Annotated in this window: 27 protein-coding genes; 11 read left to right on the top strand and 16 right to left on the bottom strand. The window is 41.2% G+C overall.

The window, feature by feature from the left end:
* The first annotated feature begins 218 nt into the window (after nt 1-218).
* Nucleotides 219-920: a type 2 periplasmic-binding domain-containing protein gene (locus QUE03_RS02740; RefSeq protein WP_286264853.1), complete on the top strand. Its 702-nt coding sequence runs from the start codon at nt 219-221 to the stop codon at nt 918-920.
* Between the two features lie 34 nt (nt 921-954).
* Here the strand turns inward: QUE03_RS02740 and QUE03_RS02735 are convergent, their stop codons facing one another.
* The gene (locus QUE03_RS02735) at nt 955-1587 is read right to left on the bottom strand and encodes a flavin prenyltransferase UbiX (RefSeq protein ID WP_286264851.1); all 633 of its coding nucleotides are present in this window, start codon (nt 1585-1587) and stop codon (nt 955-957) included.
* A 61-nt stretch (nt 1588-1648) separates the two neighbouring features.
* A complete protein-coding gene (mpl, locus tag QUE03_RS02730) occupies nt 1649-3016 on the bottom strand; it encodes a UDP-N-acetylmuramate:L-alanyl-gamma-D-glutamyl-meso-diaminopimelate ligase (protein ID WP_286264849.1) in 1368 nt (455 codons plus the stop codon).
* 192 nt (nt 3017-3208) lie between these two features.
* On the opposite strand from mpl, the gene QUE03_RS02725 reads away from it, so the two are divergent.
* The 10 genes from QUE03_RS02725 to QUE03_RS02680 all read left to right on the top strand — a co-directional run bounded on the left by QUE03_RS02725 (nt 3209) and on the right by QUE03_RS02680 (nt 13992).
* Nucleotides 3209-5110, top strand: a complete 1902-nt coding sequence (locus QUE03_RS02725) for a hybrid-cluster NAD(P)-dependent oxidoreductase (RefSeq protein WP_286264846.1) — start codon at nt 3209-3211, stop codon at nt 5108-5110.
* A gap of 42 nt (nt 5111-5152) precedes the next feature.
* Nucleotides 5153-5890 (top strand): 5-oxoprolinase subunit PxpA, encoded by a 738-nt coding sequence (locus QUE03_RS02720; RefSeq protein WP_286264844.1) that lies wholly within the window; start codon nt 5153-5155, stop codon nt 5888-5890.
* A 131-nt stretch (nt 5891-6021) separates the two neighbouring features.
* Nucleotides 6022-6609, top strand: coding sequence for an anthranilate synthase component II (locus QUE03_RS02715; RefSeq protein WP_286264842.1), 588 nt, complete (start codon nt 6022-6024; stop codon nt 6607-6609).
* 71 nt (nt 6610-6680) lie between these two features.
* The gene (locus tag QUE03_RS02710) at nt 6681-7826 is read left to right on the top strand and encodes an HDOD domain-containing protein (protein WP_286264840.1); all 1146 of its coding nucleotides are present in this window, start codon (nt 6681-6683) and stop codon (nt 7824-7826) included.
* Nucleotides 7827-8093: 267 nt separating this feature from the next.
* Complete coding sequence (locus QUE03_RS02705; RefSeq protein WP_286264838.1) at nt 8094-9308, top strand: aspartate aminotransferase family protein; 1215 nt, start codon at nt 8094-8096, stop codon at nt 9306-9308.
* Nucleotides 9309-9374: 66 nt separating this feature from the next.
* Nucleotides 9375-10391, top strand: coding sequence for an arginine N-succinyltransferase (gene astA / locus QUE03_RS02700; RefSeq protein ID WP_286264836.1), 1017 nt, complete (start codon nt 9375-9377; stop codon nt 10389-10391).
* Between the two features lie 32 nt (nt 10392-10423).
* Nucleotides 10424-11893, top strand: coding sequence for a succinylglutamate-semialdehyde dehydrogenase (gene astD, locus QUE03_RS02695; protein ID WP_286264834.1), 1470 nt, complete (start codon nt 10424-10426; stop codon nt 11891-11893).
* A gap of 252 nt (nt 11894-12145) precedes the next feature.
* On the top strand, nt 12146-12943 hold the full coding sequence (locus tag QUE03_RS02690; protein ID WP_286264832.1) for a DUF1338 domain-containing protein: 798 nt from the start codon (nt 12146-12148) through the stop codon (nt 12941-12943).
* 224 nt (nt 12944-13167) lie between these two features.
* On the top strand, nt 13168-13515 hold the full coding sequence (locus QUE03_RS02685) for a DUF3802 family protein (RefSeq protein ID WP_286264830.1): 348 nt from the start codon (nt 13168-13170) through the stop codon (nt 13513-13515).
* 72 nt (nt 13516-13587) lie between these two features.
* Entirely contained in the window at nt 13588-13992 is a 405-nt protein-coding gene (locus QUE03_RS02680) for an OsmC family protein (protein ID WP_286264828.1), read from the top strand.
* 103 nt (nt 13993-14095) lie between these two features.
* On the opposite strand, the gene QUE03_RS02675 is transcribed toward QUE03_RS02680, so the two are convergent.
* From QUE03_RS02675 to rplF, 14 genes are all read right to left on the bottom strand, one after another.
* Complete coding sequence (locus QUE03_RS02675; RefSeq protein WP_286264826.1) at nt 14096-15313, bottom strand: hypothetical protein; 1218 nt, start codon at nt 15311-15313, stop codon at nt 14096-14098.
* A gap of 26 nt (nt 15314-15339) precedes the next feature.
* Nucleotides 15340-16239: a phosphoribulokinase gene (locus QUE03_RS02670; protein ID WP_286264824.1), complete on the bottom strand. Its 900-nt coding sequence runs from the start codon at nt 16237-16239 to the stop codon at nt 15340-15342.
* Between the two features lie 281 nt (nt 16240-16520).
* On the bottom strand, nt 16521-16928 hold the full coding sequence (gene rplQ / locus QUE03_RS02665; RefSeq protein ID WP_286264821.1) for a 50S ribosomal protein L17: 408 nt from the start codon (nt 16926-16928) through the stop codon (nt 16521-16523).
* 43 nt (nt 16929-16971) lie between these two features.
* The gene (locus QUE03_RS02660) at nt 16972-17961 is read right to left on the bottom strand and encodes a DNA-directed RNA polymerase subunit alpha (protein ID WP_286264819.1); all 990 of its coding nucleotides are present in this window, start codon (nt 17959-17961) and stop codon (nt 16972-16974) included.
* Nucleotides 17962-17985: 24 nt separating this feature from the next.
* Complete coding sequence (rpsD, locus tag QUE03_RS02655; protein WP_286264817.1) at nt 17986-18606, bottom strand: 30S ribosomal protein S4; 621 nt, start codon at nt 18604-18606, stop codon at nt 17986-17988.
* A 21-nt stretch (nt 18607-18627) separates the two neighbouring features.
* The gene (rpsK, locus tag QUE03_RS02650) at nt 18628-19017 is read right to left on the bottom strand and encodes a 30S ribosomal protein S11 (protein ID WP_286264815.1); all 390 of its coding nucleotides are present in this window, start codon (nt 19015-19017) and stop codon (nt 18628-18630) included.
* Between the two features lie 14 nt (nt 19018-19031).
* A complete protein-coding gene (gene rpsM, locus QUE03_RS02645; protein ID WP_286264812.1) occupies nt 19032-19388 on the bottom strand; it encodes a 30S ribosomal protein S13 in 357 nt (118 codons plus the stop codon).
* 150 nt (nt 19389-19538) lie between these two features.
* On the bottom strand, nt 19539-19655 hold the full coding sequence (rpmJ, locus tag QUE03_RS02640) for a 50S ribosomal protein L36 (RefSeq protein WP_074496180.1): 117 nt from the start codon (nt 19653-19655) through the stop codon (nt 19539-19541).
* Between the two features lie 19 nt (nt 19656-19674).
* Nucleotides 19675-21000: a preprotein translocase subunit SecY gene (gene secY, locus QUE03_RS02635; protein WP_286264810.1), complete on the bottom strand. Its 1326-nt coding sequence runs from the start codon at nt 20998-21000 to the stop codon at nt 19675-19677.
* 8 nt (nt 21001-21008) lie between these two features.
* Nucleotides 21009-21443, bottom strand: a complete 435-nt coding sequence (rplO, locus tag QUE03_RS02630) for a 50S ribosomal protein L15 (RefSeq protein WP_286264808.1) — start codon at nt 21441-21443, stop codon at nt 21009-21011.
* A gap of 2 nt (nt 21444-21445) precedes the next feature.
* Entirely contained in the window at nt 21446-21625 is a 180-nt protein-coding gene (gene rpmD, locus QUE03_RS02625; protein ID WP_286264806.1) for a 50S ribosomal protein L30, read from the bottom strand.
* 6 nt (nt 21626-21631) lie between these two features.
* A complete protein-coding gene (gene rpsE / locus QUE03_RS02620; protein WP_286267730.1) occupies nt 21632-22141 on the bottom strand; it encodes a 30S ribosomal protein S5 in 510 nt (169 codons plus the stop codon).
* A gap of 9 nt (nt 22142-22150) precedes the next feature.
* Nucleotides 22151-22504: a 50S ribosomal protein L18 gene (gene rplR / locus QUE03_RS02615; RefSeq protein ID WP_286264804.1), complete on the bottom strand. Its 354-nt coding sequence runs from the start codon at nt 22502-22504 to the stop codon at nt 22151-22153.
* Nucleotides 22505-22513: 9 nt separating this feature from the next.
* Nucleotides 22514-23047 (bottom strand): 50S ribosomal protein L6, encoded by a 534-nt coding sequence (gene rplF / locus QUE03_RS02610; RefSeq protein WP_286264802.1) that lies wholly within the window; start codon nt 23045-23047, stop codon nt 22514-22516.
* Nucleotides 23048-23052 lie beyond the last annotated feature (5 nt).

Raw genomic sequence — 23052 nt, 5'->3', positions numbered from 1 at the left:
TAAATAATTGGCCTAACTAAACCATAAAAATTATGTCATTGGTACTTTGTTGGGTTAAAACGACTAAATACAGCGACTAGTAACCATGATTATTAACTCAATGAATGTGTCCTGAAATAAGCGAATTATGAATTTTGTGCTACGGTTTAATAAGAATAAATAAATAGTTGTTGTAACCTTTGCTGAGCTTTATTACTTTTTTCCTTCCTGCGGCTATCATGAATAGCTATAGCTTTTCTTTAGCTGCTGAGCCACAAGTGCTCAGCATGATTGCCTTATCTCAAGAAAACCTTATTCAAAACAATAGCAAAGGCGCACTTGATTTCATGCTCAAAGATCTGTCGAAATTAAGTGGTATTCCACACCAATATACAGTGACATCAATTAAACGAGGAAAACGAAAATTTAGGAATAAGCGTGTTGCTTGTGTAATTCCAAGTGTGGTAGGGCAAAGCGAGTTCAAAAGCTTGAATGTGATCCACTCGGTACCCTTTGCCCAACTTGAAAACCATGCGTTTACTTTACCTAGTCAAGCGGTTATACAAGAAGAAGTGCAACTACATGGTCGATTGATCGGGGTATTAAAAGGCAGCCCTATGCTCGACAGTCCTTTTTTATACTCAATTAATCGCGCAACAATTATAGAAGTCAGCGAGTTAAGCCGTTTAGTGGATATGTTGAAGAAAAAACGTATTGAAGTTGCGATACATAATTCATTTGAATTTCAACTGGCTGCCCAACATCAACAAGTAGACATGCACCATGATGCCGCATACTCTGTTGCCGTTACGGCACTGGGCGTCACTTGCCACAGAAGCGCGCTGACGGAAAGTTACCTGAGACAAGTCAATCCAGTGTTTGAATCGTTCAATGACAAAGGGCTCGCGCCCTATTTTGAAAAATCATTTGCTGCCAAATAGCCTTACTTAAAGCCTTAGTTACAGCTTTTGGCGTTTATTTTTGATATCCCCAGCGCGGCATAATGTCTTGTGAAATGGATAAATGATCCAGGATGCGACCGACCATAAAGTCAATTAAGTCGTTAATGGATTCAGGGTTATGATAAAAACCAGGAGCCGCAGGCATTATCGTTGCCCCCAGTTGCGATAAGCTCAACATATTCTGTAAATGAATGGTAGAAAAAGGCGTTTCACGGGGCACAAGGATCAGTTGGCCACGCTCTTTAATCACAACATCTGCCGCTCTTTCAATCAAATTATCACTCATGCCTTGGCTGATCGCAGCCAAAGTGCCAGTAGAGCAAGGGCAGACCACCATTTGCTTAGGTGCTGCCGAACCAGATGCCACCGGTGAAAACCATTGTTCTTTACCAAAAACACTGATTTGTCCTGCTTTAGCCGAAAACCTTTCACTAAAAAATTGTGCTGCTGCATCGGGAGATGAGGGGACTTTAACACCAAGTTCAGTGTCGAATACGACCCGCGCCGCGCTAGAATATAAAATAAAGACCTGATGATTAGCCGTCACTAAACATTCAATCAGCCGCATGGCATACGCGGAGCCAGAAGCCCCCGTGATGGCGATGGTTATAGGGGATTTAAATTCTGTTAATACTGGCTCTGCCACAATAAGCTCCGAATATTTTTTGGCTATTAATGTTAAACAATATAAACGGGGTTTCCGTTACTTATACTAATGATAGGCGCTCTAGCAGTTTAGTGTGAAAACCACCAAAACCTCCATTACTCATCACCAATATAGTGTCGCCAGCGGTTGCTTGCGTTGCCACTTCGTCAATCAGCTGGTCAAGTGCATCCGTGTTGTAAAAAGGCTGTGAACATTGCGCCGCTAGCTCATCTACCGACCAGTGAACATTTTCTCCTTGGAATAAAAATATATGATCGGCCTTGCTTAATGCTGAAGCTAACTTGTCTTTATGAATTCCACTTTTCATGGTGTTTGAGCGGGGCTCTAATACCGTTAAAATTCTACCGTCACCAACATGTGCTCGTAACCCATCAAGGGTTTTGCTAATTGCGGTTGGATGGTGGGCAAAATCATCAAACACTTTGATGTCATTGATTGTCCCGCGTAGCTCTAATCGACGCTTAGTATTAATAAACTCGCCAAGCGCTTCTATAGCGATATGGCTAGGAACGCCCGCATGTCTAGCTGCCGCAATCGCCATTAAGCCATTGTCGATATTAAAATCTCCAATCAAGTCCCATTTAACTCGTCCTTGCTCGGTTCCTTTGAAGTTCACAATAAACTCGCTGCCGTCTTCAATAAGCTTTTCTGCATACCACCCTTGGCTAGTATGCTTCTTATCGACACTAAACTCAGTTGGCGTCCAACAACCTTCTGTTAGCGTCTCTTCAATCGCCTGTTCAGATAAAGGAGATAAAATAAGACCATTGCTAGGAACCATACGAATAAGATGATGAAACTGACGTTGAATGTCGCTGATATCATCAAAAATATCGGCATGGTCAAACTCTAAATTATTGATCACTAACGTGCGTGGACGGTAATGAACAAATTTAGAGCGCTTATCAAAAAATGCCGTGTCGTATTCGTCTGCCTCAATGACGAAGAACGGCGCATCTCCTAATCGTGCTGAAACATCAAAATTTTGTGGGACGCCACCGATTAAATAACCAGGGGACAAATGAGCATACTCTAAGATCCACGTGAGCATAGAGCTGGTCGTCGTTTTACCGTGTGTACCGGCAACCGCAAGCACCCAGCGATCTTTTAAGACATTTTCCAGTAACCACTGTGGTCCAGAAATGTAAGGAATATTGCGATCCAGCACATATTCAACCATGGCATTACCACGCGACATGGCATTGCCAACAATGACAATGTCAGGCTCATCATTTAAATGCTCTGGTAAGTACCCTTGCTGTAACTCAATACCCAATGCTTCAAGTTGGGTACTCATTGGGGGATACACATTCGCATCACAACCCGAAACACGATGTCCTAATTGTGCAGCAATGGCTGCAATACCGCCCATAAAGGTGCCGCAAATACCAAGGATATGAATATGCATAAAATTTCCGCGAGATCATTAAGCTACTACGTTATTGGCGCCAATATACCTGACTTTAATCTGCTTTAATATCTACATGCTCATGGTTGATTAAATATTTTCATTCATTTGCCATCATTCTATGATTGTATTATTAAACACAATTGCTCAAGATTAAGAGAAGGAATTAACCTCATTATCAAGGACATAACTTTGCCAGCTTGCAACTTACAAGACATTCGCGTCTATCCGATAAAATCATCCGCAGGTATTAGTCTGTCTACAAGCTGGGTTGATAATATTGGCTTACCCTTTGATCGACGTTTTGTTGTTTCTAATCCCCAAGGGCAATTTATCACGGCAAGAACGCAGCCAACACTGTGCTTGATTCAGTGTAATATCACAGCCTCAGGGTTGGTGCTTAGTGCTCCGGACATGCCGATATTAACCATCGACTACCAACAATGCACTGAGCAATATCAAGACGTTACTGTGTGGCGAGACACAATATTGGCACAACGATGCCATCAAAAAGTTGATCAATGGTTTAGCGCATATTTAAATATGCCATGCCATTTGCTGTTTTTTGGCGAGCGCTCAAAGAGAAAGGTAAATAAGTCTAACAATCCGCTTGCTTTTGCAGATGGTTATCCTTTATTGCTTATTTCAGAAGCTTCACTCAGAGATCTAAACTCACAATTAGAACAGTCCGTCAGCATGAGTCATTTTCGACCTAACTTGATTATTGAACATTGCGAGCCGTTTGCTGAAGATGAATGGAAACACATTAGAATTGGCGAAGTTGAATTTGAACTTACCAAGCCTTGTTCTCGTTGTATTTTTACCACTGTTGATCCGAGAACAGGCGAAAAACATGCATTACAAGAGCCGTTAACGACGTTAAAATCATATCGTCAGGTCGACAGTGGTGATGTTATGTTTGGCCAAAACCTGATCCCATTAAACAAGGGACAAGTTAAAAAAGGCGATGCTGTTATTGTTCTTGAAACAGGTAGTGCACCGCATTTTAAACCCAGAGGGAGACAAAAGCATAGGCCCACATTAGCTGCCGCGTCACAAATAAAACCTGAACAAAATACCTCAATGGTCCCAATATCGTTGACTTGTCACAAGATCATAGAAGAAACCCATGACGTAAAAACTTTTATCTTAACCAGTCCTGATGAACAACATTTTTATTACCTTGCTGGTCAGCATCTCCCAATCACTCTAGACATTCACGGTGATATGGTCAACGCGGTTTATACTTTGTCCTCTTCACCAACTCGACCGCACTATTTATCGTTGACTGTAAAAAGAGTACTTGGTGGCAGAGTGTCTAATTTTCTTCACGATCATTTTAAGCAAGGTGATAGTTTACAAGCTAGAGTGCCCAATGGCGACTTCCATCTAGGCGCAATCGATGCCAGTAAACTGCTACTGATTTCTGCTGGCAGTGGCATTACGCCGATGTTATCGATATTAAAGTCACTAACCGATCAAGCGATAAACAATGACGTTGTCTTCTTCCATTCAGCACGCACGGAGCAAGACTTGATTGCCCGAGATGAAATTAGTGCATTAGCAAAACAGCATGGTAAATGCCAAGTCAGTTACACCTTAACGCGCGGATGTAAACCAAACTGGCAAGATCATCAAGGACATATCACAGAGCAAATGTTGGCTAATATTCCCCTACTAACGGAAAGAGAAGTGATGGTTTGTGGTCCAGAGCAGTTTCGTGAAGCCGTAAAAAATCTATTATTGTCTTTGGATTTACCTCAAGAACAATTTCATTTTGAAAGTTTTGGCCAAAAAGTACCTAAAGAAACCAAAACGCCAACAGCCAAAAAAATCAATATTCTATTTGATTCTTGGAATAAACACATTAAAGGAAACAATCAAGAAACACTGCTAGAACAAGGTGAGTCAGCCGGGCTAATATTACCCTACTCCTGTCGTAGCGGCATGTGTGGTAGCTGTAAGGTCAAGCTAGAAAGTGGGGAAGTAAACCAACTTTCCAATGATGGCTTAACTGATGACGAAAAAGCCCAAAGCTATGTACTTGCCTGTAGCTGCATCCCTACATCCGATATAGTACTATCGAAAGGGTAAGTTTATGACCATTTATAATGACAAAAATAGCGAAGACATGACATGAAACTAAATTGCGACCTCGGTGAAAGTTTTGGTCAATGGTCAAAAGGGGCTGACGAGCACATAATGCCACTCATTGATTTGGCTAATATCGCCTGTGGCTTTCATGCAGGAGATCCCGAGACCATGGCACATACCGTTGAGCTAGCAGTGAATGCCAATGTTACTATTGGTGCCCATCCAGGCTACCCTGATTTAGTAGGTTTTGGTCGACGCAGCATAAAACTATCTCAATCTGAGCTCAAGACCACTGTTCAATATCAAGTGGGCGCATTGCAGGCTCTATGTAAGGCACAAAAAACTCAAGTGTCATACGTTAAGCCTCACGGTGCTATGTACAACGATATGATGAGCAGTATCGAAATTTTTGAAACAATCTGTCAGGCTATTGCTGAACTTGATGATTCGTTAGTACTCATATTGCAAGCATTGCCTGATATGAGCCGCTATCATCAAGTGGCCAAACGCTATAATATCTCATTGCTGCATGAAGCTTTTGCCGATCGAAATTATCAAGACAACGGCTTACTCGTAGATCGAAAGCAAGCAAATGCCGTCATAACCGATGCCAAACTCGTGTGCCAGCGAATAAAGCACTACAATGAAACTAAAAATTTACTAAGTGAACACGGCGCGGAACTCCCAATAAAAGTGGATACCTTTTGTGTTCATGGTGACAATCTCCATGCGCTTGAGCTGGTAAAACGTATAAAACACATGCTAGAGCAGAACAAATAGCGTCGGCGAGAAAGTACCCAAGTATCAATTAATAAACCAACACTTTATTTAAAAAACTCGTGTCATTCAGAGCAGACAAGCATTAAAATGATCGCCCGGTAAATTTCATTGTCTTACTAGCAGGTGTTTTTGTGTTGTTAATGATCGATAATTACGATTCATTTACTTTTAACCTCGTTCATTATTTTCAGTCCTTAGGGCAAGAAGTTGTCGTCGCTCGTAATGATGAAATTACTTTAGCTGAAATTGAACAATTGGCCCCGAAGTACTTAGTCATTTCCCCTGGTCCCTGTGACCCCGATCAGGCGGGCATTTCTTTGGACGTGATTAAACACTTTGCAGGTAAAATCCCTTTACTAGGTGTGTGTCTAGGGCATCAAGCCATAGCCCAACATTTTGGCGCTATTGTCACCAAAGCGCACCAAGTGATGCACGGCAAGACCAGCATAATTAAGCACAATGGTCAGGGACTATTTTCAACGCTAAATGAGCCACTAGAAGTAACACGCTACCACTCGTTAATCGTCGACAAAAATACTTTACCCAATGAACTAAGTATAACGGCATGGAGTACAGACCAAGAGGGAATTTTTGATGAAATCATGGGGCTTGAGCATAAGACTTTAGCCATTGCCAGTGTGCAGTTTCATCCCGAATCAATACTCACCGAACAGGGCCATGCGTTATTAAATAATTTTTTAAATTATTATACTGATTAACACTTTGCTAATATTTAAATGACCATTGCCGATACATAACCGAAAACTTTAACTTTATATTTCAATCATTCATGCAGCTATTTACACAAAACGATACCGTTCACGAAATTTACCAACGCTCATTAAGCCTTGCTATTGGCAAGGAGTTTGCGCAACGCCAAAACGGTGACATAATCGTGACAACCGAACAAGGGAGTGAACAGTCGACCAGCCGCCGTGAATTGCTTGCAGTAGAACAACAAGCAAAGAAAGACAAAATTATCCAAGCCCATGGTGAAAACCATTTTCGTAATCAAGTCATGACTAAGTTCTTTAGCAAGGTTACGGCTGAACTTAATACTGAATTTGAAAATAAAGAAACGTTTTATCAAAAATTCTTAAGAATAGAAGACGCTGCACCTACTATTTTGGAGTTGTTATCATTAAAAGCAGCATCGATTAATCGCATCACGCCGCTTGTGACCAGTTTACCATGGTTGGCTGATGAGCTAATTAAGCTGGTGAATAAGCCGCAGTACCGAAAGCGTGCCGATGTAAAGGTAACTGATGCCAGTTTAGCTGTTAGTTACATCGGCCTAGAAAACCTAAAGCTGGTGGTGCCGACATTCATTCTCAAACATTGGCTACCTATTTCAACATCGCCATTTCCACTGATGAAACGCAAGTTATGGAACGACAGCTTATCTGTGGCGCTTGCGTCACGCGTATTGGCTGAAAACCAAGGCATTGATTGGTATCGCGCGTTTAGTGCAGGCATGCTGTCGAACGTTGGCCTGCTTGCAGTAACACATTGTTTTATAACCAAGTTTAATGCGTTGTACAATGATGAGCGTAAGCAAGCTTATAATAATCGGGATAAGAGGTTACATGATGCTTTGCACGCTATTCAAAGTTCACCTCAATTATTACTAGAACATGTCAGCTCAAGAAGTTTCCAAGTTGGAGCTAACCTCATCGAGCAGATGCGCTTCGATCGTTTACCGCTAACGGAGCCCATGTTTGACCTTGCATTTAGCACAGATCAAAGCCAAATGTGCGAGATCGCTAAAATTATTACAAAAGCGAAAGCCTTTGTAATTTTCAGAAGCTTAGCTAAAGAAGAGCTGATCAACAACGATGAAGCGAAAGCCATTTTATCGATCAGTAAAATCACGGCTGAAGAAATCACCCTGCTAAAGAAAAGCGATATTGACCATATTAAGCTCAATTTTAAATAATTTTTTTTGATTAGTTATGAAGTGCACTGTTAAGGGGCAACTGTAACTCTGTGCCTATTCAGTGTATGGGCATTAGAATTATTCCCAATGCAGTTACAAAAATAGTTATGCAGTGAAGATGAATAAAACACTGTAAAGCGTTATTTTATCTGGCTTTGCAAGCAGGCAAACAAGACAAAGTTAGTTTTTTCTGCCATAATATTCCTCTATTTTCAGCAAGGTCTTGCTTAAAAAAAGATAACAGACCCAATAAAAGAGGAAGAACAAATGTCGAATCATTTTCCTGTCAACCGTGAATTATTTAACGATGTAATGGTGCCAAACTACGCGCCGTCAGCAGTCATTCCCGTACGCGGTAAAGGCTCTCGTGTTTGGGATCAAGAAGACAGAGAATTCATCGATTTTGCCGGTGGTATTGCGGTTAACTGTCTAGGTCATTGTCACCCTGCACTAGTAGGCGCATTAAAAGAGCAAGGCGAGAAAATCTGGCATCTTTCAAACGTAATGACTAACGAACCTGCATTACGTTTAGCCAAAACGATGGTTGATAATACGTTTGCTGATAAAGTGTACTTTGCCAACTCAGGTGCGGAATCAAACGAAGCAGCACTTAAATTAGCTCGTCGTTGGGCATTAGATAACCACGGTGCTGACAAATCACAAATCATCGCCTTTAAACAAGGCTTCCACGGTCGTACTTTCTTCACAGTTACAGTGGGTGGCCAAGCGGCTTATTCTGACGGTTTTGGTCCTAAGCCTGGCGATATTGTTCATGCTGAATACAACAACCTAGAAAGCGTTAAAGCGCTTATCTCTGATAAAACTTGTGCTGTTGTTATGGAGCCCCTACAAGGCGAAGGCGGCATTGTTTCACCAACTGAAGAGTTTGTGAAAGGCGTACGTGAGTTATGTGATGAAAACAATGCGTTATTAGTATTTGATGAAGTTCAAACGGGTGTTGGCCGTTTAGGTGAGTTATACGCATATATGGGCTTAGGTGTTACACCTGACATTTTAACTACAGCTAAAGCATTAGGCGGTGGTTTCCCCATTGGTGCGATGATTACAACAACTGACATTGCTAAGCATTTAAAAATTGGTACTCATGGCAGCACATATGGTGGTAACCCATTAGCATGTGCCGTTGCAGAAGCAGCATTTAACACAGTAAATGACAAAGCGGTTCTAGACGGTGTAAAAGCAAAAGCCGAACTTTACATTAAAGGTCTTAACGCCATCAATGAAAAATACAACGTTTTTTCAGAGATTCGCGGTAAAGGCTTATTAATTGGTGCCGTCTTAAATGAAGCATACCAAGGTCGTGCAAAAGATTTCTTGAATGCAGCAATGGCGGAAGGAGTTATGACTCTAGTAGCTGGGGCTAGCATTGTTCGTTTTGCTCCTTCGCTTGTTATTCCTGATGAAGACATTGCTGAAGGTTTAGCTCGTTTTGAAGCCGCAGTAGCAAAACTAACAAAATAATTGTTAGGCCTGTGCTTGCCAACGCTTAAATTGGCAAGCTTCTTTTAGTGCTAAAGAGAACTTTCTATGATTATTATACGCCCTATTCAGCTTAGCGATTACGATTCTCTACATCGCATTGCGATAGAATCAGGACACGGTTTTACATCACTGCCAGTCAATGAAGAGCTACTTCAAAAACGTATCTCACACGCTCAAGAATCTTTCAATAAAACCGTAACAAAACCCGGTGATGAAGGTTACTTGTTTGTGATGGAAGATACAGAAACTAACACCGTGGTAGGTACCAGTGGCATTGAAGCCGCTGTAGGCTTAGATGATGCGTTTTATCATTACCATTTAGGTAAAGTCGTGCACAATTCAAGAGAGTTGGGTATTTACAATACCGTAGAAACCCTTTCTTTATGCAATGATTACACAGGTGCATCTGAAATCTGCACATTATTTTTGGGTGAATCTCATCGGAAAAATAATAATGGTCGCTTCTTGTCACGTTTTCGCTTCATGTTTATGGCTGAGCACAGTGAACGTTTTTCGGATACTGTTATCGCCGAAATGCGTGGTGTTTCAGATGAAAGTGGTCGCTCTCCGTTTTGGGACTGGCTAGAAGAACATTTTTTCTCAATGGACTTCCCAACAGCCGATTATTTAACAGGCATTGGCAAAAAAGTGTTTATTGCAGAATTAATGCCCAAACACCCAATATATGTCAGTTTGTTAAGCAAAGACGCTCAGCAAGTCATCAATAAAGTCCACAGTCAAACGGTACCTGCACTAAGATTATTAGAAGCTGAAGGTTTTGCGCGTCGTGGCTACGTTGATATTTTTGATGGTGGTCCTACTGTAGAAGCGCACAAAGACAGTATTCGTACCATTCAAAATAGCCAAAAACACCAAGTAATTATTGGTGATGTGACAGGCGAAGAAAGGTATTTTGTGTGCAACACAAAAGTGGCCGACTTTAGAGCGACCCAAGCTGATGTTTCAGTACGAGAAACGGCGAATCAGGTCGTGATCAGCCAAGAAGTCGCAGAAGCATTACTCGTCACCGAAGGTGATTGGGTGCGTATAGTGGCAAGTTAATACAGCCCTATTATTTAACAGGAATAATATAAATGTCTGAACCAATTCAATTTATAAACGGCCAATGGTTAGCCGGCCTAGGTCACCAAGTGACATCATTAAATCCCGCTCGAAATAGTGTGATTTGGCAAGGCAAGACAGCATCGCCAGCACAAGTAGATGACGCGATCAGCGCTGCTCGTTCAGCGTTTACAAGCTGGTCTATGCAGAGTTTAGAAGAACGTATTTCAGTTATCGAAGCTTTTGGTAAGCAGCTAGAAGAAAACAAAGAAGAAATGGCTCGCACTATTGCAGAAGAAACCGGCAAGCCATTATGGGAAACTCGCACAGAAGCTGGTGCAATGATAGGAAAAATAGGCCTATCACTAAAATCTTACCATGAGCGTACAGGTACGGTTGAAAATCCTATGCCTGGCGCCAAAGCATTTATTCGCCACAAACCGCATGGTGTTGTTGCCGTATTTGGCCCATACAATTTCCCTGGTCACTTACCAAATGGTCACATTGTTCCTGCGCTAATTGCAGGTAACACCCTTGTGTTTAAGCCAAGTGAATTAACCCCGAAAGTGGCTGAATTCACTTTCAAGCTTTGGGAAAAAGCAGGTTTACCTAAAGGTGTACTAAACCTTGTTCAAGGTGAATTAGAAACAGGTAAAGCACTAGCGAGTCATCCTCAAATTGACGGTTTATTTTTCACTGGCTCATCTACTACAGGTAAATTATTACACGAGCAATTTGGCGGTCAACCGGGCAAAATTTTAGCATTAGAAATGGGTGGCAATAACCCACTAATCGTTAAAGACGTGAGCGATGTTGATGCCGCAGTTCATGAAATAATCCAATCAGCATTTATCACAACGGGTCAGCGTTGTACATGTGCTCGTCGCTTGTTTATAAAAAGTGATGCACAAGGCGATGCCATTATTGCTAAGCTTATTGAAGTGACAAAAGCGATAAAAATTGGCCACTTCGATGATGAAGAGCAGCCTTTTATCGGTTCGATGATTTCAGAAAAAGCCGCTTTAGGTTTAGTCGCAGCACAATCACAATTGATTGAACTTGGTGGTAAAAGCTTAGTTGAGCTTAAACAGTTAGAGGCAAATACAGGTTTTGTTTCTCCTGGTATTATTGATGTAACTTCAATTGATGCGATGCCTGACGAAGAACACTTTGGTCCTCTTTTAAAAGTATTCCGCTACAATGACTTTGATGCAGCAATCAAAGAAGCCAACAACACAAGCTTCGGTTTATCTGCGGGTTTATTAGCTGATAGCAAAGACGACTACGATTACTTCTTCACTCGTATTCGTGCTGGAATTGTTAACTGGAATAAGCAAATCACAGGCGCTAGTGGCGCAGCACCATTTGGCGGTATTGGCGACAGCGGAAACCACAGAGCTAGCGCTTATTACGCAGCTGATTATTGTGCCTACCCTGTTGCTTCAGTTGAGGCTGAAAAAGTCGCACTACCTGAGACGTTAAGCCCTGGCTTATCAATCTAGAGTTGAAAATAATGCTCAACAGCTTAAAAAACTTGTTGAGCATTAACTCTAAAATTGGTTAAAATACCAACATGACAGTAAAATACAGTTTAAGCATTGCCGGCATTCGCCCTTGCTTCTTTAAGAAAATCGACCAAATCTAACCATTTTGATGAGTTAGCAACTGCTTTCGTCAAAATTCTACGGATGTTCATACCGCAGTCGCTGATTTCATTATATTTATTCTTTTTTTTGATTTATTAGGATAACTCCATGACAGCACAAATTACGTCACTATTTGAAAATATCTGGCAGAACTATTTAGAAGTAACGCCATCAGCTGAAAAGGTACATCAACTGCTTGGCTCTGGTACCGATGTGATCAATGATCACGTTGCATACCGTACATTTAACATTGCATCTGTTAACTTAGATAAGCTGGCTCAACACCTTTTAAACTTGGGTTACAAAGAGTGCGGTGAATATCATTTCGAAGCAAAATGCTTATATGCTAAGCATTTTGAACATCAAGACACTACATTACCGAAGGTGTTCATCAGCGAACTATTGGTAGAGAAGTTCTCACCACAAGTTCAAAGCATCGTCACTAAACTTGTAGAGCAAATGGATGAAGGAGCCGCAGAGCAAGAAAACTTCTTGTACTCGGGTAAGCATTGGTCAATTAGCTTTGAAGACTACAAAACACTACTAGCCGAAAGCGAATATGCAGCCTGGCTTTCTGCTTGGGGCTTTAGAGCTAATCACTTTACCGTAAGCATTAACCATTTAGAAAACTATACATGTATAAATGCGGTAAATGACGCGGTTAAAGATGGCGGTTTTGCATTGAACACTGTTGGCGGTGAAGTTAAAGGTGATGAAACAGTTAAACTTGAGCAATCATCAACCATGGCCGACTTGTCACCTGTAGAGTTTAGTGATGGCATTAAAGAAATTCCAAGCTGTTTCTACGAATTCGCCTTACGTTACCCATTAGCCAATGGCGAATTGTATTCAGGTTTTGTTGCAGCATCTGCTGACAAAATTTTTGAAAGTACAAACGCGGCTTGATGACCAGCACCACTTAATGAATTCAAAAGCCAACTGATATTTAGTTGGCTTTTTTGTTTATATTAACAATTGGAAATTAAACGTGCTATTTCAAAAGACGTATAAGCATGATTTACGTATTGAATATAATATAGCTATTTGTGTTGGCTATAGTATTACTTGAATTCAAATAGTTATTAAGAGTAAAGTAAGGAAGCGACTAGGACACAGAAGTACATAAAATTATGGTAACTGACACAGACGGTTATATTCATATTATTGAATACCTAACGGCGCACCTGAGTTTGTTTGAAAATTCAGATGAGATGCCTATGGGTGATGAAACCGTAATGGAAATTATTGAGCAAGAGTTAAGTGAACAAATAATTACATTATGTGGTCAAAACGAACTGCTCTCGTTCAACCAAAGAAACATGGTGATAAGAGAAGTAGACTCCATTGTTTATGATCTTGAAGAGATCCTTAGTGGCGTTGTAAACAACCAAGTGACTAAAAAGCAACAAGCATTCATTACTGAGTTTGCCACTTTGATTAAAAACCTATTTGATACAGAAATTCACTCTCTTCCATAAATTGATCTAGTCTCCCTGCTATTGCTCCGCTAAAATGGCCTATTTAGAAGTAAAGATAAATAAGGCTGATAAATGAAAGCAAACGTAAAATGGGTAGGCGAAGAATTGTTTCTGGCTACCTCAGAAAGTGGTCACTCTCTTGTATTAGATGCCAATGGCGGAAAGCTGGCTCCGAGCCCATTAGAAAACGTTCTCTTGTCACTGGGCGGTTGCTCTTCGGTAGATGTAGTCAGTATCCTACAAAAATCACGTCAAAATATCACCGCATGTGAAGTAGAAATAGAAGCGGAACGCGTTGATTCTGTGCCAAAATTATTTTCAAAAATTCACTTACATTTTGTTGTAACAGGTAGTGATGTTAATGAAAAACAAGTTGCCCGTGCGGTCAGTTTGTCTGCCGACAAATATTGCTCCGTTGCATTGATGCTTAATAAAACAGTGGAGATCAGCCATGATTTCGAAATCAAAGCGTCATAGCCTGTAAATGAGTTATTTAAGCAATTCGTTTTATGGATAGTTTCATTAGGGCAAACTAGTATATAGGGCGTATTGCAGAAACTTATGCACTTGGTTTTACCAGTCAATTTACTAACGGCGCAAGTTCCTCATAACGCTCTTCCACTAACCTGTTCTTGATTAACTCCATAAAGGATTGTTTCGCATTAAAATTGGCGCCTTTGGATGAGCTAATGAAATCCCGCCATATATCAGATAATTGATATCCTGGTTGTGTGTGCTTCGCGATGAAATCAAAAATGAATAACCCACACTGATAAAACAGTTGATAATTAGACGTTTTCGCGGCTTGAGATAATCTTGCTTCTTCTAGACTTTGTTTACATTGCGTCGAGGCTTGATTTAGCTTACGGGCAGTTAGGCTTTCGCTATCTGGCATCAACTGTTGCACCAACAACATGGCAAGATACTCTGCATGCCCCTCCTGCAACCAGGCATTTTCTTCTCCTGAAAGTGCAGAAATTTGTCCTTGATATAAATGTGCTGCTTCATGGGCGAAAAACCAAGTCACTTCGAAACGATCGTTTTTGTCCAAACTTGGTATGTTTCCATACCAGTGCATAAAAACTTGATGAGGTAGAACACCGCCCTGTCGACCGTAATTTGATTGAGAGGTTTTGCCAAAAGAAGCAAAAAGCATAGGCGTGCTGATGAGTTTGCCATAATCATGTTCAAGCATTGACATCATTTTAGGAAAGAAATCATCCAAGCTGTTTTTGATGAATAAAGGTAAGCCCTGATCTATGACACTTATATACCCTTTTTCCTTTTTCCCTAATTGTTTGCCGACATAAAAATTGGTGCCATCGTTACTGTCCCACCAGCTTGTTTTACCCGTAAATGATTTACCATGCAGATACACTTTGTCACTGTCTGGCACAGTCAGCGTAAGATACCAACTGTTTTCATAGTCGCTACAGATATTTGCGCAGGCAAAAAAACGAGCGCTGTGAATGAGCATACCGCCATTAGAATATGGGGAAAAGGGCGCGTAATATTTATGTAAATGGATATACGTGGGGGTGAGCTTTAATGACACTTGAGAGAATGCTTTATTGTCCCTTCTAGTAATTATGTCTCTACCATTGATCTGGATAAGTAAAAACTGATTGTCCGTCAGGCGCCAACGCGACGCCCGTGATCGATCAGGTGTTATTGCAAGCTGTATGCTTTTTACTGGTTCGACGCTTTGGTACTCAAGAAACCAATCACCTACTTCGGTTTTAGTAATATTGGTTATTAAAGCGCTCTTACCCATCGCAATAGATGAGAATAAAAGCAAACTAATAAAAATGCATGTTTTAATCACTAAAGATCGGACATCCAATCGATTTGCTTGTTGGCTTCAGCTTTCTTATTCATTAAATTTCTTATCAACGGCGTTAGTATTAACTCCATAGCTAAACCCATTTTACCGCCTGGTACAACCAAGGTATTAACACGAGACATAAACGCACCATCAATCATGCTCAAATAATACGGAAAATCTACGTTTGTTGAATCTCTGAATCGAATAACAACGAAACTTTCATCTAGAGTCGGGATCGCTTTAGCGCTAAAAGGATTCGATGTATCTACGGTAGGAACCCGCTGAAAATTAACATGTGTACGCGAAAACTGTGGTGTGATGAATGAAATGTAGTCTTCCATTGATCGTACAATACTAGCTGTAACCGCTTCACGACTATGACCTCTTTGATTAGTGTCTCTTATGATCTTTTGAATCCACTCAAGGTTTACGATTGGTACCATGCCAATGAGTAAATCGACATGTTTAGCAACATCATTCTTTTCCGTAACAACACCTCCATGAAGGCCTTCATAGAATAATAAATCAGTTCCTTCACCTAAGTCTTCCCAAGGTGTAAAAGTACCGGGCATCTGATTATAAGGAACAGCTTCGTCAAATGTATGAAGATAACGGCGCATTTTACCTTTGCCTGTTTCAGAATAATCGTTGAACAAGGTTTCTAAGGCATCAAAATCATTAGCTTGATCACCAAAATAGCTAATATTTTTACCATCATCTCGTGCTTTACGCTTTTCTAGATCCATTTCTTGTCGGGAAAAGCGGTGAAAACTATCCCCTTCGACTTTGGCAGAGGTTATTCCCAACGTCCTGAAGATATGCTCGAAAGATTCTGTCGTAGTCGAGGTGCCTGCGCCAGAAGAGCCTGTTACGGCAATAATTGGATTACGAGATGACATGTTGTCTCACTTTTTAAAAAGATGCATTTGTTTATATGATTATTTCAGGTTGAGTTCAAGCTCGTAGAAAAATAAACATCATAATTTACCCACACTAGACCTAGTACCATCCCAGGCGATTGTAATTCTTTACATAACCTAATTAGAAACTCTCTTATCAATCAGACGATATTCAGAAGAGAAAATATCTAAGATTAGAGAAAACATTTAAAAAAATGCAAAAAGCAGGCATAAAAAAACGGAGCCTGAGCTCCGTTTTTTAAACATTTTAATCTTTACGATTAAGCTTCTGTATTTGCTTCTTCAACAACTTCCGCAGCTTCTTCAACTGCTGGACGGTCTACTAGCTCAACATAAGCCATTGGTGCTTTATCACCAGTACGGTAACCACATTTTAAAATGCGAGTGTAACCGCCTGGACGTTCTTGGTAACGTTCACCAAGTTCATTAAATAAAATACCAACTACTTCTTGGTCACGTGTACGAGCAAACGCTAAACGGCGATTTGCAACACTGTCAGTTTTAGCCAATGTAATTAATGGCTCAACTACGCGACGTAGTTCTTTTGCTTTAGCAACAGTCGTTTTAATAACGCCATGTTTAACTAAAGAGCTTGCCATATTGCGGAACATCGCTTGACGATGACTGCTATTACGGTTTAACTGGCGACCGCTTTTACGATGGCGCATAAGTTAATCCTTATCTCTACTATATGTTAACGATGATATCGATTTAGTCGTTATCAGCAATGCTTTCAGGCGGCCAGTTCTCTAGGCGCATACCTAAAGATAAACCGCGAGACGCTAATACGTCTTTGATTTCCGTTAAAGACTTCTTACCTAAATTAGGTGTTTTAAGAAGTTCAACTTCTGCACGCTGTACTAAATCACCGATATACTGAATTGCTTCTGCTTTCAAACAGTTCGCTGAACGAACAGTTAATTCTAAGTCATCAACAGGACGAAGTAAGATTGGATCAAATAGAGGTTTCTCTTCTTTTTGTTCCACTTCAGTCACATCACGTAATTCAACAAATGCATCTAGCTGTTCAGCTAGAATAGTTGATGCGCGACGGATTGCTTCTTCAGGGTCTAACGTACCGTTAGTTTCCATATCAATAACTAGCTTATCTAAATCCGTGCGCTGTTCAACACGCGCAGAATCTACATCATAAGCAATTCTTTCAACAGGACTGAATGAAGCATCAACCAATAAACGGCCAATTGCTCTGTCTTCATCTTCGGCTTCGCGACGAATTGAAGCAGGTACGTAACCACGTCCCATTTCAATCTTGATACGCATGCTGATTGACCCATCACCTGTCAAATGACAGATAATGTGCTCAGGATTAGCGATAGTTACATCGCCATCATGTTGAATATCAGCAGCCGTAACAGGGCCTTCACCAGACTTAGTGATGGTAAGAACGGCTTCATTTTTACCTTCTAAACCAACTGCAAGCCCTTTAAGGTTCAACAGTATTTCGATGATGTCTTCTTGAACACCTTCTTTACTACTGTACTCGTGTAATACACCATCAATTTCAACTTCAGTTACAGCACAACCTGGCATTGAAGATAGTAAAATGCGGCGTAACGCATTACCTAAAGTGTGACCAAAACCACGTTCTAATGGCTCCAAAGTTACCTTAGCACGTGTAGTACTAACGTTTTCGATACCAACCAATCGTGGTCTTAAGAATTCGGTTACAGAACCCTGCATTATGTCCTCTCTTAAAATTCAGCTTTACTTAGAGTAAAGCTCGACAATCAACTGTTCATTAATTTCGGCAGATAAATCTGAACGATCTGGAACGCGTTTAAATACACCTTCCATTTTCTTGTTATCTACTTCAACCCAGACTGGCTTCTCGCGTTGTTCAGCTAATTCTAAAGCAGCGATTATACGCGCTTGAGTTTTAGACTTCTCACGAATTGAAACCACATCTTCTGCTTTAACATTGAAAGATGGAATATTCACTACACCGCCATTTACCACGATAGCTTTGTGGCTTACTAGTTGACGAGCTTCTGCACGTGTACTAGCAAATCCCATGCGGTAAACAACATTGTCAAGACGCTGTTCTAAAAGCTGTAACAAGTTTTCACCTGTGTTGCCTTTAATACGAGCAGCAGCTTTATAGTAGTTACTGAATTGTTTTTCAAGCACACCGTAAATACGACGAACTTTTTGTTTTTCACGAAGCTGAACACCATAGTCAGACAAACGACCGCGACGAGCGCCGTGTTGACCAGGGATAGTTTCGATTTTACATTTAGTGTCAATCGCTCTAACACCACTTTTAAGGAACAAATCTGTTCCTTCGCGGCGGCTGAGCTTTAACTTAGGACCTAAATATCTTGCCATTTTCTTTCTCCAACTATCCTATTAAACGCGACGTTTCTTAGGAGGACGACAACCATTATGAGGAATAGGAGTAACGTCAGTAATGTTGGTGATTTTAAAACCAGCAGCATTTAAGGCACGGATTGCAGATTCACGACCTGGACCTGGACCTTTAACGAACACTTCAATATTCTTCAAGCCAAACTCTTGAGCAGCTTTACCTGCACGCTCTGCAGCAACCTGCGCAGCGAACGGGGTAGATTTACGTGAACCACGGAAACCTGAACCACCTGCAGTCGCCCAAGATAAAGCATTACCTTGACGATCTGTAAGAGTCACGATTGTGTTGTTGAAAGAAGCATGGATATGAGCCATGCCATCAGCAACTTGTTTTTTTACGCGTTTACGCGTACGAACTGGAGCTTTTGCCATTGTCTAATCCCTCGTTACTTTTTAATAGGCTTACGAGGACCTTTACGGGTACGCGCATTTGTTTTAGTGCGTTGACCACGTAGAGGAAGACTGCGACGATGACGTATGCCACGGAAACAGCCAAGGTCCATCAGACGCTTGATGTTCATTGAAACTTCACGGCGTAAATCACCTTCTACGGTGTATTTATCCACTTCTGCACGAAGCACATCGATTTGAGCTTCGTCTAATTCGCTGATCTTTGTTGATTCTGCAATACCAGTTGCTACACAAATTGCTTTCGCACGTGTTGCACCGATACCGTAGATCGCAGTAAGGGCAATTACTGCATGCTTACGATCAGGGATGTTAATGCCAGCGATACGGGCCACTAACACATCTCCTATATTTAAATTAAAAACCACAGGTTGAAAAGCCCGTTAGGATACTCAACCCGACTCTTTTTCGCAAAGCGAAGCGGCATTATACAGAATAATCTGCATAATACCACTCCTAAAAGTTTTTACCTGTTAGGTTATAACTTAACCTTGACGTTGCTTATGCTTAGGGTCTGTCTTGCAAATTACACGAACAACACCAGCACGTTTCACAACTTTACAGTTACGGCAAATCTTTTTTACGGATGCACGAACTTTCATCTTACTACTCCGTTGAACCTTATCGACCGTAGCCTTTAAGGTTAGCTTTCTTAAGTACACTATCATATTGATGAGACATCATATGAGTTTGTACTTGTGCCATAAAGTCCATGATTACTACAACAATGATCAATAATGACGTACCGCCAAAATAAAACTGAACATCGAGAGCTATCATCATAAACTCAGGTACTAAACAAATAAAGGTAATATACAACGCACCCGCGAGGGTTAAACGTGTCATCACTTTATCAATGTATTTAGAAGTCTGTTCACCCGGGCGAATACCTGGAATGAATGCACCAGACTTTTTAAGGTTATCTGCTGTTTCACGCGGATTGAAAACCAATGCCGTGTAAAAGAAACAGAAAAAGATTATTGCCGCAGCTAATAACATTACGTACAGCGGTTGACCCGGAGAAATTGTAATAGACAACTCCTGTAGGAAATCAGCAACCATACCATCACCTTGACCGAACCAGCTCGCAAGCGTGCCAGGGAACAAGATAATACTTGAAGCGAAAATTGGAGGAATAACACCGGCCATATTCACTTTTAATGGTAAATGCGTGCTTTGTGCAGCGAACACTTTACGACCTTGTTGACGTTTTGCGTAGTTAACGACAATACGACGTTGACCACGTTCAACAAATACAACAAAGAAAGTGACTGCAAACACGATAACTGCAATTAGCAATAATGCTAATAAGTGCATCTCACCTTGACGCGCCATCTCTGCAGTTTGACCTACAGCTGATGGCATACCAGCAACAATACCAGCAAAAATAAGAACAGAAATACCGTTACCGATACCTCGCTCTGTAATTTGTTCACCCAGCCACATTAAGAACATTGTTCCTGTAACTAGTGATACAACTGCTGCGAAATAGAAGCCAAAACCTTCGTTAATAACAAGGCCTGGCATCATAGCCGGTAAACCGCGAGCAATCGCGATTGACTGAACTGTTGCTAATACTAAAGTACCGTAGCGCGTATATTGGCTAATCTTACGACGTCCAGCTTCACCTTCTTTCTTAAGCTCCATCATTGGCGGATGTATTACCGTCAATAGTTGCATAATAATCGAAGCCGAAATGTACGGCATAATACCTAAAGCCAATACTGAGGCTCGCTCAAGTGCACCACCAGAGAACATGTTAAACATTTCTACGATGGTGCCCTTTTGTTGATCAAACAACTGAGCTAATACAGCGGCGTCAATACCAGGGATTGGCACAAATGAACCCAAACGAAACACAATAAGTGCGCCGAATACGAACATTAACCTTTGCTTAAGCTCAGACAAACCGCCTTGAGCTTTGTTATCCATTCCTGGTGTAGCCATAATCTGTATTATTCCTCGATCTTGCCGCCGGCAGCTTCAATAGCTGCACGAGCACCTTTAGTAACACCTATACCACGGATTGTAACAGGCTTAGTGATCTCGCCAGAAAGCATGATCTTAACTGTTTCAATGTTACGCGTGATTAGGTTAGCGTCTTTAAGCGCATGAATATCGACAACATCACCTTGGATGCTATTTAGTTCATGTAAACGTACTTCAGCGTGAACTAAAGATTTACGTGACGTGAAACCAAATTTAGGTAAACGTTGTTTCAATGGCATTTGACCGCCTTCAAAACCAGGACGTACACTACCGCCAGAACGAGACTTCTGACCTTTGTGACCGCGACCACCAGTTTTACCTATGCCTGAACCAATACCACGACCACATCGTTTCTTGGCTTTCTTAGCACCTGGTGCAGGAGATAAAGTATTTAAATGCATTATTAATCCTCCACCTTAATCATGTAATGTACTTGATTAATCATACCACGTACAGATGGAGTATCTTCTAATTCCACTGTATGGTTGATACGACGTAAACCAAGACCTTTCAATGTAGCTCTATGCTTCGGAATACGACCGATAGAACTTTTTACTTGAGTTACTTTAACTGTTTTAGACATGCTTTATTACCCCAAGATATCTGCAACGTTTTTGCCACGTTTTGCAGCAACAGCTTCTGGCGATTTCATGTTCGCTAGAGCGCCGATAGTTGCACGGACAACGTTGATTGGGTTAGTAGAACCGTATGCTTTTGACAATACGTTCTGTACGCCAGCAACTTCTAGTACTGCACGCATCGCGCCACCGGCGATGATACCTGTACCTTCAGAAGCAGGTTGCATGTAAACTTTAGAACCTGAATGACGGCCCTTGATAGGGTGCTGAAGAGTAGTACCCTTCAAGTCAACAGTTACTAAGTTACGACGAGCTTTTTCCATTGCTTTCTGGATTGCAGCTGGCACTTCACGTGCTTTACCGTATCCGAATCCAACGCGACCAGCGCCGTCACCAACAACAGTTAGTGCTGTGAAACTAAAAATACGACCACCTTTAACCACTTTTGAAACGCGGTTAACGGCGATTAGCTTTTCAGCCATATCACTTTGTTGTGAGTTTTCTTGATTATGATTAGCCATCATCAACTCCTAGAATTGAAGGCCAGCTTCACGAGCTGCTTCTGCTAACGCTTTAACGCGACCATGGTAACGGAAACCTGAACGATCAAATGCAACTGACTCAACACCTTTTGCTTTTGCACGTTCTGCGATTGTTTTTCCTACAGCTTCAGCTGCAGCAATGTTACCTGTTTTTTCAACTTGTGCTTTAACTTCTTTATCTAAAGTAGATGCAGCTGCAAGTACTTCAGAACCAGTTGGAGCAATAAGTTGTGCGTAAATATGGCGAGGAGTACGGAATACAACTAAACGATTCGCACCCAACTCGCTGATTTTTGCGCGTGCACGTTTTGCACGGCGTAAACGAGATGTTTTCTTATCCATCGTATTACCCTACTTCTTCTTAGCTTCTTTACGGCGAACAACTTCGTCATCATAACGAATACCTTTGCCTTTATAAGGCTCAGGTGCACGATATGCACGAATGTTTGCTGCTACTTGACCAACTAAATGCTTGTCAGCACTTTTCAGTACGACTTCAGTTTGAGTTGGAGTTTCACACGTAACGCCTTCCGGAATTGCGTGGTCTACTGGGTGAGAGAATCCTAATGATAGGTTCAATACTTTACCAGCGGCTTTTGCACGATAACCAACACCGTTAAGTATTAGTTTCTTTTCAAAACCTTTATCTACGCCAACTACCATATTATTGATAATTGCGCGCGCTGTACCAGCTTGAGCCCAAGCTTCTTTGCTTTCTGCAGCTACACCAGTCTTAATTACATTTTCTTCTTGAGAAAGTGCAACTAGGCTGTTGAACGTACGAGAAAGTTCGCCCTTAGGACCTTTAACTTTAATGTCTTGACCTGATAACGTAACAGTAACGCCAGCAGGAATTTCGACAGGTGCTTTAGCAACACGAGACATATTAT

The organism is Thalassotalea atypica (assembly GCF_030295975.1).
Classification (GTDB): domain Bacteria; phylum Pseudomonadota; class Gammaproteobacteria; order Enterobacterales; family Alteromonadaceae; genus Thalassotalea_F; species Thalassotalea_F atypica.
The sequence above is the reverse complement of the archived record's forward strand: the minus strand, read 5'-3'. Positions and strand labels throughout refer to the sequence as shown.

Excerpts from the sequence above, each read along its gene's own strand:
- rplQ (WP_286264821.1), bottom strand. The coding sequence starts at position 16,928 with ATGCGCCATCGTAAAAGCGGTCGCCAGTTAAACCGTAATAGCAGTCAT.
- QUE03_RS02680 (WP_286264828.1), top strand. The coding sequence starts at position 13,588 with ATGAAAGCAAACGTAAAATGGGTAGGCGAAGAATTGTTTCTGGCTACC.
- rpmD (WP_286264806.1), bottom strand. The coding sequence starts at position 21,625 with ATGTCTAAAACAGTTAAAGTAACTCAAGTAAAAAGTTCTATCGGTCGT.
- QUE03_RS02660 (WP_286264819.1), bottom strand. The coding sequence starts at position 17,961 with ATGCAGGGTTCTGTAACCGAATTCTTAAGACCACGATTGGTTGGTATC.
- rplO (WP_286264808.1), bottom strand. The coding sequence starts at position 21,443 with ATGCATTTAAATACTTTATCTCCTGCACCAGGTGCTAAGAAAGCCAAG.
- rplF (WP_286264802.1), bottom strand. The coding sequence starts at position 23,047 with ATGTCTCGTGTTGCTAAAGCACCTGTCGAAATTCCTGCTGGCGTTACT.
- QUE03_RS02740 (WP_286264853.1), top strand. The coding sequence starts at position 219 with ATGAATAGCTATAGCTTTTCTTTAGCTGCTGAGCCACAAGTGCTCAGC.
- QUE03_RS02690 (WP_286264832.1), top strand. The coding sequence starts at position 12,146 with ATGACAGCACAAATTACGTCACTATTTGAAAATATCTGGCAGAACTAT.
- astA (WP_286264836.1), top strand. The coding sequence starts at position 9,375 with ATGATTATTATACGCCCTATTCAGCTTAGCGATTACGATTCTCTACAT.
- rpsE (WP_286267730.1), bottom strand. The coding sequence starts at position 22,141 with ATGGCTAATCATAATCAAGAAAACTCACAACAAAGTGATATGGCTGAA.
- mpl (WP_286264849.1), bottom strand. The coding sequence starts at position 3,016 with ATGCATATTCATATCCTTGGTATTTGCGGCACCTTTATGGGCGGTATT.
- rpsD (WP_286264817.1), bottom strand. The coding sequence starts at position 18,606 with ATGGCAAGATATTTAGGTCCTAAGTTAAAGCTCAGCCGCCGCGAAGGA.
- rpmJ (WP_074496180.1), bottom strand. The coding sequence starts at position 19,655 with ATGAAAGTTCGTGCATCCGTAAAAAAGATTTGCCGTAACTGTAAAGTT.
- QUE03_RS02720 (WP_286264844.1), top strand. The coding sequence starts at position 5,153 with ATGAAACTAAATTGCGACCTCGGTGAAAGTTTTGGTCAATGGTCAAAA.
- QUE03_RS02670 (WP_286264824.1), bottom strand. The coding sequence starts at position 16,239 with ATGTCATCTCGTAATCCAATTATTGCCGTAACAGGCTCTTCTGGCGCA.
- rpsK (WP_286264815.1), bottom strand. The coding sequence starts at position 19,017 with ATGGCAAAAGCTCCAGTTCGTACGCGTAAACGCGTAAAAAAACAAGTT.
- secY (WP_286264810.1), bottom strand. The coding sequence starts at position 21,000 with ATGGCTACACCAGGAATGGATAACAAAGCTCAAGGCGGTTTGTCTGAG.
- QUE03_RS02685 (WP_286264830.1), top strand. The coding sequence starts at position 13,168 with ATGGTAACTGACACAGACGGTTATATTCATATTATTGAATACCTAACG.
- QUE03_RS02705 (WP_286264838.1), top strand. The coding sequence starts at position 8,094 with ATGTCGAATCATTTTCCTGTCAACCGTGAATTATTTAACGATGTAATG.
- QUE03_RS02710 (WP_286264840.1), top strand. The coding sequence starts at position 6,681 with ATGCAGCTATTTACACAAAACGATACCGTTCACGAAATTTACCAACGC.
- rplR (WP_286264804.1), bottom strand. The coding sequence starts at position 22,504 with ATGGATAAGAAAACATCTCGTTTACGCCGTGCAAAACGTGCACGCGCA.
- astD (WP_286264834.1), top strand. The coding sequence starts at position 10,424 with ATGTCTGAACCAATTCAATTTATAAACGGCCAATGGTTAGCCGGCCTA.